Annotated in this window: 13 protein-coding genes; 5 read left to right on the top strand and 8 right to left on the bottom strand. The window is 64.2% G+C overall.

Features of this window, described 5'->3' with window-relative positions; translation table 11 throughout:
* Positions 1-13: 13 nt before the first annotated feature.
* Positions 14-175 (bottom strand): hypothetical protein, encoded by a 162-nt coding sequence (locus tag R4P47_RS06040; protein WP_188078626.1) that lies wholly within the window; start codon positions 173-175, stop codon positions 14-16.
* A 25-nt stretch (positions 176-200) separates the two neighbouring features.
* On the opposite strand from R4P47_RS06040, the gene R4P47_RS06045 reads away from it, so the two are divergent.
* Positions 201-722: a CGNR zinc finger domain-containing protein gene (locus R4P47_RS06045; RefSeq protein WP_317784261.1), complete on the top strand. Its 522-nt coding sequence runs from the start codon at positions 201-203 to the stop codon at positions 720-722.
* A gap of 24 nt (positions 723-746) precedes the next feature.
* Here the strand turns inward: R4P47_RS06045 and R4P47_RS06050 are convergent, their stop codons facing one another.
* Positions 747-1,586 (bottom strand): ABC transporter permease, encoded by an 840-nt coding sequence (locus tag R4P47_RS06050; protein WP_068050632.1) that lies wholly within the window; start codon positions 1,584-1,586, stop codon positions 747-749.
* Positions 1,583-2,617 carry an ATP-binding cassette domain-containing protein gene (locus R4P47_RS06055; protein ID WP_317784262.1) on the bottom strand — a complete coding sequence of 345 codons (1,035 nt, stop codon included), beginning with the start codon at positions 2,615-2,617 and terminating at the stop codon, positions 1,583-1,585. The genes R4P47_RS06050 and R4P47_RS06055 overlap by 4 nt, the downstream gene beginning before the upstream one ends.
* Before the next feature lie 181 nt (positions 2,618-2,798).
* Between R4P47_RS06055 and R4P47_RS06060 the strand changes: the two genes are divergently transcribed.
* Together R4P47_RS06060 and R4P47_RS06065 are read left to right on the top strand one after the other, a co-directional pair.
* On the top strand, positions 2,799-3,554 hold the full coding sequence (locus R4P47_RS06060; RefSeq protein WP_094642013.1) for a sigma-70 family RNA polymerase sigma factor: 756 nt from the start codon (positions 2,799-2,801) through the stop codon (positions 3,552-3,554).
* Positions 3,551-4,309, top strand: a complete 759-nt coding sequence (locus R4P47_RS06065) for an anti-sigma factor (protein WP_317532450.1) — start codon at positions 3,551-3,553, stop codon at positions 4,307-4,309. The genes R4P47_RS06060 and R4P47_RS06065 overlap by 4 nt, the downstream gene beginning before the upstream one ends.
* A gap of 42 nt (positions 4,310-4,351) precedes the next feature.
* Here the strand turns inward: R4P47_RS06065 and glsA are convergent, their stop codons facing one another.
* Positions 4,352-6,178, bottom strand: a complete 1,827-nt coding sequence (gene glsA / locus R4P47_RS06070; protein ID WP_317784263.1) for a glutaminase A — start codon at positions 6,176-6,178, stop codon at positions 4,352-4,354.
* Positions 6,179-6,357: 179 nt separating this feature from the next.
* On the opposite strand from glsA, the gene dxs reads away from it, so the two are divergent.
* Together dxs and R4P47_RS06080 are read left to right on the top strand one after the other, a co-directional pair.
* Positions 6,358-8,238: a 1-deoxy-D-xylulose-5-phosphate synthase gene (gene dxs, locus R4P47_RS06075; RefSeq protein ID WP_269596103.1), complete on the top strand. Its 1,881-nt coding sequence runs from the start codon at positions 6,358-6,360 to the stop codon at positions 8,236-8,238.
* Between the two features lie 214 nt (positions 8,239-8,452).
* Positions 8,453-9,820 (top strand): glycosyltransferase 87 family protein, encoded by a 1,368-nt coding sequence (locus R4P47_RS06080; protein ID WP_317784264.1) that lies wholly within the window; start codon positions 8,453-8,455, stop codon positions 9,818-9,820.
* Here the strand turns inward: R4P47_RS06080 and R4P47_RS06085 are convergent.
* The 4 genes from R4P47_RS06085 to sigJ form a co-directional block, all read right to left on the bottom strand.
* The gene (locus R4P47_RS06085; protein WP_300518421.1) at positions 9,790-10,059 is read right to left on the bottom strand and encodes a YciI family protein; all 270 of its coding nucleotides are present in this window, start codon (positions 10,057-10,059) and stop codon (positions 9,790-9,792) included. The two genes, R4P47_RS06080 and R4P47_RS06085, sit on opposite strands and share 31 nt — an antisense overlap.
* Before the next feature lies 1 nt (position 10,060).
* Positions 10,061-11,458, bottom strand: a complete 1,398-nt coding sequence (locus tag R4P47_RS06090; RefSeq protein ID WP_149405882.1) for a sugar porter family MFS transporter — start codon at positions 11,456-11,458, stop codon at positions 10,061-10,063.
* 221 nt (positions 11,459-11,679) lie between these two features.
* Complete coding sequence (locus R4P47_RS06095) at positions 11,680-12,426, bottom strand: SDR family oxidoreductase (RefSeq protein WP_317784265.1); 747 nt, start codon at positions 12,424-12,426, stop codon at positions 11,680-11,682.
* Positions 12,427-12,519: 93 nt separating this feature from the next.
* A complete protein-coding gene (gene sigJ / locus R4P47_RS06100; protein WP_317784266.1) occupies positions 12,520-13,380 on the bottom strand; it encodes an RNA polymerase sigma factor SigJ in 861 nt (286 codons plus the stop codon).
* Positions 13,381-13,419: the final 39 nt, after the last annotated feature.

Genomic DNA, 13,419 nt, shown 5'->3' on the forward strand with positions numbered 1-13,419 from the left:
GGGCGGCGACCGATCAGGCCCGGTACGCAACTTCGGCGACCGGGGCGAAGGTGTGCGAGGGAACGGTCACGATGCGCTGTGCGCCGCATGTGCACCCCTGATATCCGACGAGTCCCTCGCTCGTGTCGTGGGTGGAGTGGGTGGTCCAGGTGTGTGTGGTGTGTTCGGTGTGCATGCGTCCATCGTGATGTAATGGTCTTGTGCACATCAACCCTTACGGCGAATATGCGGTGAAACTCGGTATCGACCTGCTCAATTCACCGCCCACGTCGGCGACCGAACTGGGCACCCGCTGCGTCGACGCCGGCCTCGTACCGGACTGGACCGCCACCGACGCCGATCTTCTCGACACCCTCGAGTTCCTGCGTGACTGGGCCCGTGTGGTGGACGCAACCACCGAGAACGATCGGGCCGACGAGCTCAATGCGCTGTTGGCACAGGCGTCGGCGTACCCGCGGCTGACCAACCATGCCGACGACGGCTGGCACATGCACTATCGCGACCCCAACATCGAACTCGGCGGCGTCATCAGGGCCTTGGTGAGCGTCGGCACAGCGTTGCATCTGACCGGACGCGGAATGTCTCGCCTCGATCGCTGCGCCGCCGCCGACTGCACGCTTGCCTTCGCCGACACCTCGAGGACCGGCAGGCAACGCTACTGCGGAACGGTGTGCTCCAATCGCGACGCGGTCCGCAGGCATCGAGCACGCGCGGCCTCGTGATCGAGGCGATGCGCACCGTGTTCGCTAGGACTTTCGGTTGTACAGGCGCATCGTGATGGGCCCGAAGACCGCCAGCAACACCGCGCACAGCATCAGCGTCACTCCCAGCCGACCGGTGTCCACATCGCCCTGCATCAGTCCGCGCAGTGACGTGACGAGGAAGCTGACCGGGTTGACGTCGACGAACGCGCGCAGCCAACCGGGCATCGTGCTGGGGTCGACGAAGATGTTGCTCGCGAAGGTGAGCGGAAACAGGATGAACATCGACACGCCCATGACCGCGGCCTCGGTGCGCACGATCATCGCGATCATGGTCCAGATCCAGGACAGGCAGAACGAGAACACCAGCAGCAGAGCGATGGACGCCACGACGCCGAGGACACCACCTTGCGGCCTGAAGCCGAGGACCAACCCGAGGATCAGCACGATCACCGAGGCCAGTGTGTAGCGAACGACGTCACCGAGCAGCGCACCGACCAGGGGCGACGGACGCCAGATGGGCAGCGAACGGAATCGATCGAACACGCCCTTCTCGATGTCCTTGTTCATGGTCACGCCGGTGTACATCGTGATCATCACCACGGTCTGCACGAGGATGCCGGGGAGCAGGAACTGGATGTACGCCTCGGTCGACCCGGCCAGTGCGCCACCGAACAGGTAGGTGAAGAGCAACGTGAACATGATGGGAAAGGCCGTCACATCGAACAATTGCTCGGGTACGTGCTTGATCTTGAGCAGCGCACGCCACCCGAAGCTCAACGACGTCGACAACGACGACGGACGCGGCGGACGAGGCCCGGCGGCACCGAGCACATCGATGATGGTCGACGCCTGTGGCGTCGACTGCTGGGCTTCGGTCGTCATGACGCAACCTCCCGGTCGGATTCGACTGTGGTGCCGGCCCGATAGGTCGTTCCTGCAGGCTCCACTCCCGCCCCTCGGGTCGTTCCTGCAGGCTCCACTCCCGCCCCATGCCCGGTGAGGGCGAGAAACACCTCGTCCAAGCTCGGTTGCCCCAGCGTGAACGACGCGATGGGGATGCCTGCGGTCTCGAGTGCAGGCAGCACGGGCGCGGCCTGTGCCGGATTGTCCAACCGTGCGGTCACGGTGAACGGATCCGGGTCCTCGGTGACGTTGTCGCCGAGCAGATCTCGCAGGATCCGTGCAGCGGCCGTTCGCTGGGACGTTTCGAGAACTCGCAGGTGCAGTGAATTCGATCCCACCGATGCCTTCAGCTCGCCCGTCGTCCCTTCGGCGATGACCTTGCCGCGATCGATGACTGCGACACGCCCGGCCAGTTGATCGGCCTCGTCCAGATACTGTGTCGTCAGTAACACCGTCGTTCCGCCCGCGACCAACGCACGGACGATCTCCCACACGTGATTTCGGCTGCGGGGATCGAGTCCCGTGGTGGGCTCGTCGAGGAAGATCAGTTCGGGAGTGACGATGATGCTGGCGGCGATGTCGATGCGACGGCGCATTCCGCCGGAGTAGGTCTTGACCTGCCGCGGTCCGGCATCGGCGATGTCGAACGCCGTCAGCAACTGCTCGGCTCGTGATCGGGCGGCAGGCCGTGAGTAGCCGAGCAGTCGAGCGAGCAGCACCAGATTCTCCGTACCGGTGAGATCCTCGTCCAGAGAAGCGAATTGTCCTGTCAGAGCTACCTTCTGCCGTACGGCCTCGGGTTCGTTCGCGACGTCGTGACCCAGGACCCGGGCACTGCCTCCGTCGATCGGAAGCAGGGTGGCCAGCATCCGGATGGTCGTCGTCTTCCCCGCGCCGTTGGGCCCGAGCACGCCGTAGACACCACCGGACGGGATGGACAGGTCGACTCCGTCGACAGCGATGTTCGTGCCGAAACGTTTGATCAGACCGTGTGTCTCGATCGCCGCCATGTCTCTCGTTCCCTCCGGTGGGCCGGTCGCCCGATTCCCCACGATTGTCCGATTCTCCACCAAGGATGAAACGCGGTCCACAACTCCGCAAACGAATTTCGGTTCCGAACCATCCTCCGGTCGGTTTGTTCCGAATATGTACTGCGGCGGGAAAACGCGGAGGTTTCGATATGAGAGCGATATGACCACTAGTGTCGTGATCGATGAACTCGATCATGAACCCGTCTGTTGGGACGACCTTCCGATGAGCGCGCCGTTGTCGGATGCGTCCGGATCGTCGGATGCCGGCCGTGACCGGCCGACGTCCGATGCCTCGGAGAACTACGCGGCAGAGGATGCGGTGTGCGCTGTTCCCAGTCCACAGCTCAAGAACCTGCGTGCCGACGAAACGGATCGTCTCCGTCGGTTGATGGCGTCGGTCGCACAGGGCGATCGGGCGGCGTTCGCCGAGTTGTACGACGCGACGTCGTCGCGGGTGTACGGCATGGTGCTGCGGGTGCTTCGCGACCCGGGGTACAGCGAGGAGACCGCGCAGGAGGTCTTCCTTCAGATCTGGCGTGCGGCACCGAACTACGACCCGAACCAGGGCAGTCCACTGGCCTGGATCATGACGCTGGCGCACCGTCGCGCCGTCGATCGCGTTCGGAGCGAGCAGTCGGGTACCGACCGTGAGGCCGCGTACGGAGCAGTCAGTCACACACCGGAGCACGACGAGGTACTCGAGACGGTGACGCAGCGGCTCGAATCGGAGGCCGTGGTTGCCTGTCTCGACACTTTGACCGATACGCAGAGCGAGTCGGTCCGAATGGCCTATTACAGCGGTTACACCTATCGCGAAGTTGCGGAGCGGCTCGGGGTCGCGGTTCCTACCATCAAGTCGCGCATACGAGACGGATTGATCAAATTGAAGACATGCCTGGGGGTGATCCCGCAATGAACGAATCGTCACGACAACGACTGCTCGACGACGCGGAGGTCTATGCCCTGCACGCGACCACCGAAGCCGAACGACGCGACATCGAGACCGAACGGTTGCGCGTCGACGAGACCGCACGCGCCCAGTTCGACGTCCTCGTGGGCGAGATCCACGAGACGCTGGCCCTGGCAGCGGCGGCCGACGCCGCTCCTGCACCCGAGCGCCTCCGGCAACGGGTGCTCGATCAGGTCGCCGTCAGCGATCAGGAGCCCACGGTCCACAAGCTGCCACCGAACGTCACGCCACTGCACCGGCATCGGCGGGAACGCTCGAAGGCCTGGCGGTACTCGATGGTCTCGGCTGCGGCCGCGGTGGTCGTCGCCGTCGGCGGCGTAGTGGTGGTCAGCCAGACCATGGGCAACGATGCGCAGCCGTCTCAGGCGGATCAGATCGTGGCCGCGCCCGATTCACGACAGGTGACTGCGGAGTTCCCCGGTGGCGGCTCGGCGACCGTGGCGTACTCGCTGTCCCAGAACGCGGTCGTCGTCGATCTCGACGGAGTCCCGCAGCCACCGCCCGGCCGCGTTTACCAAATGTGGTTCGTGGACGGTTCACCTCGCTCTGCCGGCGTGGTGACCGAGGATCAGCTCACCTCCGAGGACGGCACGGTGGTCGACGGTCTCGGGTCGTCGACGAACTTCGCGTTCTCGCTCGAACCCGCGGGCGGGTCTGCGCAGCCCACCGAGGTGCTCACGATGCTGACGCTGGGCGCCTGAGAACAGCGCTCGCGCAGTCGCCTCGGGCGGTTCGACGTTCGGTCAGAGGCCGATGTCGAACCGCCCGAGCGTTCTGATCACCGCTGCCATCTGGCCGTAGGCTCCGGTGGCGAGATTTTCCAGCAGCGCCAACTTGACCTCCGGTGCGTCGCGTGTGAGCGCCCGGAAGTGCGCCGCCGACACCACCACGAGATCGACCGGTGTGTCGGCGACCATGTCGAGCAGGAACGGTACCGACATCAGCAGAGGCATCTCACCGAAGCTCATCCCGGGGGAGAGTGTGGTGATGCGGTGCTTGCCACCGTCGGCGGCGACGGCCGTGGACGTCACCTCACCACGCAGCATCAGGAACAGGCCCGCAGCCGCATCTCCCTGGCGAACGATCACATCTCCGCGCGCGTAGTGCCGCTTCTCCAGATACGGAGTCACCGCGTCGAACTGCGCGGCGGACAGCCCGGCCAGCAACGGATGCTCGGCCGTGGTGACCACGGTCGGTTGTCGCACACCCGCGCAATGACGATCGAGCAACAGATTCTCGGCCCACTGGATGGCCGCACCCAGGCTCGAGTAGGTTCGGCCCGCGGGGTCCGCCGGGTCGAGACTCGACGTCGTGTGACCCATGATCGCCCTGGGATCCACCAGACCCACCACACAGCCGTGCTCTGCGAGATCCTGACGTAGATCCTCGAACATCGCCCGGGCGATGTCACTGACCTCGTCGACGCCCCGCACATCGATGACGAGGGCATCGAGTTCCCGATCGAGGTCGCCGATCTCACGGACGGCAGTCTCGGCACCGGAGAACAGTAGATCCCCGTGCAGTTCGTAGACGCGGGCGCGATCGCCCACGGCAGCCAAGGTGGCCTGTTCCACGTCCGATCGCCGTTTGCGTGAGGGTGCCTCGGTGACCACGTATCGGCGCCGTATCGAGGATTTCGCCGCTCGGGTGACGTGCAGGAAGTGCAGTTCGAGCCGTGTCGAGAGTTCTCGGCAGGCGGCGACTCCGCGCACGCTGTTCCCGTGCGAGTCGAGACGCGGAGAGTAGACGGCGATGCCCATCTGCCCCGGAAGTACCGCCAGGATCCCGCCTCCCACCCCACTCTTGGCCGGCAGGCCGACCCTCGCGACCCAGTCGCCTGCGCCGTCGTACATCCCACACGTGGTCATGACCGACAGCACTCTTTCGACCAGGGCAGGTGCCAGTGCGCGTTCACGCGTGCGTGGATTGACGCCGTTGTTGGCCATGGTTGCCGCCATCATGGCGAGGTCCGCGGCGGTGACGTCGATCGAGCACTGGCGGAAGTACAGATCGACAGCGGCGTCGGGATCGTGGTCGATGATGTCGAACGAACGGAGCATGTACCCGATTGCGCGGTTGCGATTGCCGGTGCGGGCCTCCGACCGGTAGACGGCGTCGTTGAACGTCAGAGACCGTCCCGCATACCGCGAGTACGAGGCTCGAATGCGCTCGAATCGATCCTCGGCACTTCGCCCGACGATCAGCGACGCCGATGTGATGGCACCGGCGTTGATCATCGGGTTGCGTGGTCGCTCGGTGACGGGGTCGAGGCTGATCTCGTTGAACGGTTCACCGGACGGCTCGACGTCGATCTTGCTCGCCACGACGTCCAGGCCCCGGTCGGCCAACGCCAACGCGTAGGTGAACGGCTTGGAGATGGATTGGATCGTGAAAGGGAGTCGAGTGTCGCCGACCTCGTAGACGTAACCGTCCGTGGTCGTCAGCGCGATACCGAACCCGTCCGGCATGACGGCAGCGAGCTCGGGAATGTAGTCCGCCACCTGCCCGGACGTATCGTCGCGACACAGTTCGTGAACTCGGCGCAGGATGGCATCGACCACGTTGCTCATAGGCCACACTGTATGTGTGATGTCCGTTTCGTCACTGCCCAGGTTAGGGGCGGCTGACCCAGGGCATCTCGACGTTCGACGGTACTGTCGGCGTCACGATGCTGGGCGGAGCAGCAGTGCTCGATAACTCCGTAGACTGAAATTTCCATTGTGTTTTCCGGCCGGAGGGAGCGATCTCGTTGGGTGTCCTAGCTCGAATTCAGACGCCCGAGGACTTGCGCGACCTCGGCAGTGCGGAGCTGGCCGAACTGGCCCGCGAGATCCGTGCGTTCCTCGTCGAGAAGGTGTCCGCTACCGGTGGCCACCTCGGTCCCAATCTCGGTGTGGTGGAACTGACACTGGCGATTCATCGCATCTTCGACTCCCCGCGTGATCCCGTCATCTTCGACACCGGTCATCAGGCATACGTGCACAAGATGCTGACCGGGCGCACCGGTCTGTTCGACACGCTTCGTAAGCAGGGCGGCCTGTCGGGCTACCCGTCACGGGTCGAGAGCGAACACGACTGGGTCGAGTCCTCGCACGCGTCGGCCTCTCTCTCCTACGCCGACGGCCTGGCCAAAGCGTTCGCTCTGAAGGGCGAGACCGACCGGCACGTCGTCGCCGTGGTCGGCGACGGTGCGCTCACCGGCGGAATGTGTTGGGAGGCCCTTAACAACATCGCCGCAGGCCGCGACCGATCCCTGGTGATCGTCGTCAACGACAACGGTCGCTCCTATGCCCCGACCATCGGGGGCCTGGCCGATCATCTGGCGGCTCTACGGCTCCAGCCCGGGTACGAGAAGGTGCTGGACAACGGTCGTCGTATCGTTCGTCGCATTCCGATCGTCGGGCCCACGGCCTACGCGATGTTGCACGGCATGAAGGCCGGGGTGAAGGACGCCATCAGCCCGCAGGTGATGTTCACCGATCTCGGCATCAAATACCTGGGTCCTGTCGACGGGCACGACCAGCACGCGATGGAATCGGCACTGCGCCGAGCCAAGGCGTACGGCGGTCCGGTCATCGTCCACGCGGTGACGCGTAAAGGCATGGGCTACGTTCACGCCGAGAACGACGTCGCAGACCAGATGCACGCCACCGGGATCATCGATCCGTTGACCGGACTGGCGCGATCCAAGTCGGCACCGGACTGGACCTCGGTGTTCTCGGCGGCATTGATCGAGCAGGGCGAGCAGAACGAAGACGTCGTGGCGATCACCGCAGCGATGGCCGCGCCCACCGGTCTCGCCGCGTTCGGAGTTCGCTTCCCCGACCGATTGTTCGACGTCGGAATCGCCGAGCAGCACGCGATGACGTCGGCTGCCGGGCTGGCGCTGGGCGGCATGCATCCGGTGGTCGCGATCTACTCCACCTTCCTCAATCGAGCGTTCGACCAGTTGCTGATGGACGTGGCGCTGCTCGGACTGCCGGTCACCGTGGTGCTGGACCGCGCTGGTGTCACCGGGGCCGACGGTGCCAGCCACAACGGCATGTGGGACATGTCTCTGCTCGGCATCGTTCCCGGCATGAAGGTAGCGGCACCGCGCGATGCCGAGACTCTGCGAGAAGAGTTGGCCGAGGCGATCGCGACGTCCGACGGACCCACTGCCCTGCGCTTTCCGAAGGGCGCAGTGACCGAGACCGTTCCTGCAGTACGCAGACTGGACGGAATCGTCGACGTACTGACCGAACCGTCCGGGGCCACGGGCGATGTGCTGATCGTGGCCGTCGGAGTGTTCGGTCCGTTGGCCGTGCACGCCGCGGAGAAACTCCGACAGGACGGCATCTCGGCGGCCGTGGTCGACCCCAGATGGGTGCTGCCCATCCCGCAGGCGCTGCTGAAATTGGCGGAGGACTACCGGATGGTGGTCACCCTCGAAGACAGTGGCCTGCACGGCGGTATCGGTTCGACCCTGTCCGCGGCTCTTCGTGCGGCAGGCGTCGACACCCCGTGTCGCGATCTCGGTGTGCCACAACGATTCCTGGACCATGCATCGCGCGAACAGCTTCACCACGAACTCGGTCTCACCTGCGAGGACGTCGTGCAGCGGGTTTCGCACTGGGTCAAGAGCCTCTGACGCAGGCTTTCCGCCGGACGTCGACGCCGTAGAACGCGCGGCGTCCGGCCACCGCGCCCGCGACTGCCATGGGTACCGTCATCACGAGTAGGAAGAGCACCGACGGTTCCCACCGTTGCGTTGCCGAGTGACGATAATTTTCTTTGCGAATATGTGACCTGTGTGACTGGTGTGTCGTTGCTGCACAAACCGGGACGACTGGCATGTTTTGTCCATGACCCTCGTCTTCGACGGTAGAACCGACGTCTCGGACAGCCGAGTCGATCCGGCTCTCGGTGCCGGTGATTCCGACTGGGCGGCCGTCGAATGCGTGGATGACGCTCCTGCGCTGGATTCCCGGAACGACGGGGTGGAGCGACGGCATTCGCGGTGGTTCGTGGCAATGTCGGCTGTGATCGGTGTGGTGGCATTCGCCGCTCACGATCGTTTGCTGTCGTTCGACTCGTTGTACGGATTGTTCGGCAACGGTGTCGACGCTCTCGTCTACCGGCACGGCGGCGCAACCGTGCTCAGTGGCGAAGGGCTGTACTCGTTCTCGTTGTTCGGCACGCTGCCGTTCACGTATCCGCCGTTCGCCGCGGTGCTGTTCGCGCCTCTGGGCTTGCTGTCCGATACCGCCACCGGATTGCTGGTGAACATATCCAACGTCGTGTTGCTCTACGGAGTGGTCTATCTCAGCTGGCGTCGACTCGGTTACGAGAACAGCACGCGGACCAAGGTGGTGAGTGTGGCTCTTGCAGTGGGCTGCTCGTGGCTCGAGCCGGTGCGCATGTCGCTGTGGTTGGGCCAGATCAATCTGCTGTTGCTCGCGTTGGTGCTGTGGGATCTCGGTCGGCCCGAGGGCAGTCGGTTCCGAGGGTTCGGTGTCGGAATTGCGGCCGGTCTGAAGCTGACGCCGGGCCTGTTCGTCGTCATGTCGATCGTGCAGAAGCAGTGGCGAACGGCTTGGACCGCGGCCGTCACCGGTCTTGTCACGGTGCTGATCGGGTTCGTCGTCGTGTTCTCCGACGCGTGGCGTTATTGGACCTCCGCGATCCTCGCCTCGGACCGGGTGGGGTCGACCACGTCTCCCGCGAATCAGTCGGTTCGGGGGATGGTGGCGCGGGCATGGGGAACCGAGCATCCGCCTGTATTCGTGTGGTTGCCGGTGGCGGTGGTCGTCCTTGCCGCGGGGATGTGGGTCTCGTATCGAGCTCACCGGGCGGGTAGAACACTGCTGGCGATGACGCTGTGCGGTCTCACGGCCCCGATGGTTTCGCCGTTCTCCTGGGGCCATCACTGGGTGTGGTGCGTTCCGTTGCTGGTGATCGGACTCGACGCGTGTTCGCGGTCGAGCACACGCCACCGCATCCTCCGCGTTCTCGGAGTACTCGCCGCCACAGCGCCTTTCGTGGCCTGGTATCGCACTCAGGCCGATGTGGTGGTGATCGGCACGTTCATGCAGTCCGTATCGCCGATTCTCGACGGAGGACTGCGGAACGCGTATTGCGTTGTCTACGTGATCGTTCTGGCGGTCGCGGCGACAGGTTTGCGCAAGGACTCGACGATCCGTTACGTCCCAGCGACCAATTCTTCGATCTGAACGCGATCTATCAGATGGGCCAGGGCGAAGGGGTCGTGTGCGAACATCCGCTCCACACTTGCTTTGTCGGTGCCTTCGACGATCATCGTGGCACCACTGTGATCGGCGAGCGGGCTCGACGATCGGAGGATCTTGCGGCGCTCGAGTTCTCGCAACCAGGCGCGGTGATCGGTGCGGTGATCGTCACGGCCCGAGGAGGTCTCGGGGGTGTACGCGTATTCGACGACGAACATCGGCATGTCAGATCTCCATGTCCTCGAGCTCCATTCCTTTGGTTTCCTTGATCTTGTACTTGACGAAGAAGAAGGACACGATCGCGAAGAACGCAAAGAACGAATAGATGAATCCGAGTCCGATGGTGTCGGACAACGGCGGAAACGCGAGTGTGATGGCGAAGTTGGCAATCCAGTTCGCGGCAGTACTGATACCGAGTGCGACTGCTCGCATTCGGTTGGGGAACATCTCTCCGAGCATCACCCACATGATCGGGCCCCAGGTTGCGGCGAAGAACACGACGAAGAGGTTGGCACCGACGAGAGCCACAGGGCCCCAGGGCGACGGCAATTCGAGTTGGTCCCCGCTACCCACTGCCTGGCTGAACGAGACGGCCGCGAGTACGAGGCCGACGAACATTCCGATCGAGCCGATCATGAGCAGATTTCGTCGGCCGAATCGGTCGACGAACAAGATGGCGACGAATGTCATCGTGACATTGATGACCGAAGTGATGACCGAGGTGACGAACGATTGATTCTCGCTGAAGCCGACGGACTTCCACAGAGTCGTCGAATAGTAGAAGATCGCGTTGATTCCGACGAACTGCTGCAGGATGGCCATGGTGATACCGACCCAGACGATCGGTTGCAGCCCGAACTTCGGTCCACGGATATCGGCGAAAGATGATTTCGATTCCCGACGCAAGGTCAGTCGGATCTGTTTCACCCTCTCGTTCGGGTTCACCTCCCCGGTGATGTCTCCCAGAATGCGGGCCGCTTCCTCGTCGAGATGTTTTCCGACGAGGTATCTGGGCGACTCGGGAATCAGCGTGGCGAGAAAACCGTAGACGAGTGCCGGTGCGACACCGACCAGGAACATCCATCGCCAGGCTTCGAGCCCGAACCACAGGTCGTTCGACGGCCCGCCTGCGGCGTTCTGCAGCACCGCGTCCGACAGCAGGGCAGCGAAGATTCCGATGGTGATGGCGAGCTGCTGCAGCGAGGCCAATCCACCTCGATAGCGGGCCGGGGCTATCTCCGAGATGTATGCGGGCGCGATCACCGATGCGATGCCGATGCCGAGGCCGCCGAGTACACGCCAGAGCATGAGATCCGGGACGCTGAACGCGAACCCGGATCCCACCGACGAGATGGTGAACAGTGCGGAACCGAGCAGCATCACCTTCTTTCGGCCCCAGCTGTCGGCGAGTCGGCCGGCGAACCAGGCACCGACCGCGCAACCGAGAAGTGCGATGGCCACCGCGAAGCCGGTGACGAACGACGACAGTGCGAAGTTCTCCTGGATGGAGTCCACCGCGCCGTTGACGACGGACGAATCGAACCCGAACAGGAAGCCGCCGACAGCGGCGGCAATCGTGACTCCGATGACTTTGGCAGTGTGCCGATCGGTGGATTGCGTCATCACGTGACCCAGCTTTCGAGGTGAACCAGCATCCTTGGTGGTCGATCGTCATCATCGTCCTCACACCGACGGAATGGGGGCGAAATCGACTCGATATTCGTGGCGTGCGGGAATCGGCTCGCCGAAAAAGGTGAATTGTCCGATATTCTGCTGTCGAACTCGAAGTTGCGGACGGAAAATTGCCGAAAGTCTTCCACAACTTCGAGTTCGGCGGCAGATGGCTAGCGCGCCTGGGCGGCCGACCACTGATCGAAGGTCTGGAGACCGTGATCCGACTCGGTCGTGGTGACCAGCGTTCCGTCTCGCATCGCGCGACCGTACGCGCCGGGGATCGGGACCTCGAGCACCAGGCCGCGAGCACCGATTGCCCGTGCGTAGCGCCGCACCATCTCGGCCATGCGTTCCTCACGTGGTCCACCGAGATCGGCGACCCGACCTGCCGGGGACCGCTCCGCGAGGTCGATCAGTCGTTCGGCGACCTCGCGGGCGGCGATCGGTTGCGAGACCATCTTCGGGATGATGCTCACCGGACCGAACGACGCCTGCGCGCGGATCTGGCCGGCGAACTCGTGGAACTGGGTGGCTCGAAGAATCGTCCAGGGCACTGCTCCAGCACGAACGAGGCTCTCCTGCTCCACCTTTCCGGCGTAGTAGCCGTGCGGTGCCTCGTCTATCCCCACGATCGACAGCGCCAGGTGATGGCCGACACCGGCCGCGCTCTCCGCCTCGAGCAGGTTTCGCGTCACGGCGGCGAAGAACGCCGTCGACTCTTTCGCCGAGACTGTCCGCGTCGACGCGACGTCCACGACCGCCTCGACTCCGGACAGGGAATCGGACAGTCCTGACCCGGTGACGAGATCCACACCCGCAGATCGCGACAGAACGACCACGTCGTGGCCGCGTTCGCGCGCAACCTCGACCACGTGCACTCCGACTGTTCCGGTTCCCCCGGCTACGGCTGTCTTCATCGCGTATCCACCTGTTTCTCTAGAGTTGATCGGACCGCGTGTGACGGGCCTCTACTCTCTGACGACACAGCCGCGACGAATGTATGGCGTGCATCAGACCCAGTGGCGGAGTTTGTCCGGATTGAGCACGATCCAGACGTTCGAGACAACGTCGTCGGCGACGTCGAACCCGATGACGCCGAACACCGCGCTGTCGCGCCGCATCACGATGCCCGACAGGCCGTTGACGGGTTCGATGGACCACTCGAGGTCGGTCGACTTGGCGGTGATGCCGCGTACGAACCGAGCGACTCGATCGGATCCGAGGACGGCGTTGCGGGCCGCGGAGACGTGACCGCCGCCGTCACTGACGAGGGCGACGTCGGGCGCGAGCACCGAGACGAGGGATGCGAGATCACCGCCCGCCGTGGCCGACGCGAAAGCCCGCACGACGCGGTCGTGGTCGATGGGATCGGCGACGGAGCGGTGACGGGAATGCACGTGAGCTCGTGCGGCAGAGGCGAGTTGGCGGCAGGCGGCCGGTGATCGATCCAGGACGGTGGCGATCTCGTCGAACGGGACGGCGAACGCGTCGTGCAGTACGAAGGCGACTCGCTGCGCCGGACCGAGTGACTCGAGCACGACGAGCAGCGCGAGGGTCACCGAATCCTGTTGCACAACTCGGTCGGCCGGGTCCATCGTGGTCGCGTCGCGGGAATCGGTGCCGGGGACCGGTTCCGGCAACCACTGACCGACGTAGTTCTCGCGTCGAGCGCGAGCGGAACTCAGTACGTCGAGGCAGATGCGGCCTACCACTCGGGTGAGCCACGCCGCCGGGACGTCGATGGCGTCACGTTCGGCGTCGGTGAGTCGGTACCAGCGAACGAGAGCCTCGGAGGCGGCGTCTTCGGCATCGCTGTAGGAACCCAGCATGCGGTAGCCGATTCCGATCAACCGACTGCGTTCGCTGTTCATCGGGTCAGACCTTATCTCGACACGAAAAAGCCGAGTTCG

Source organism: Rhodococcus sp. IEGM 1370 (assembly GCF_033142325.1).
Classification (GTDB): domain Bacteria; phylum Actinomycetota; class Actinomycetes; order Mycobacteriales; family Mycobacteriaceae; genus Rhodococcoides.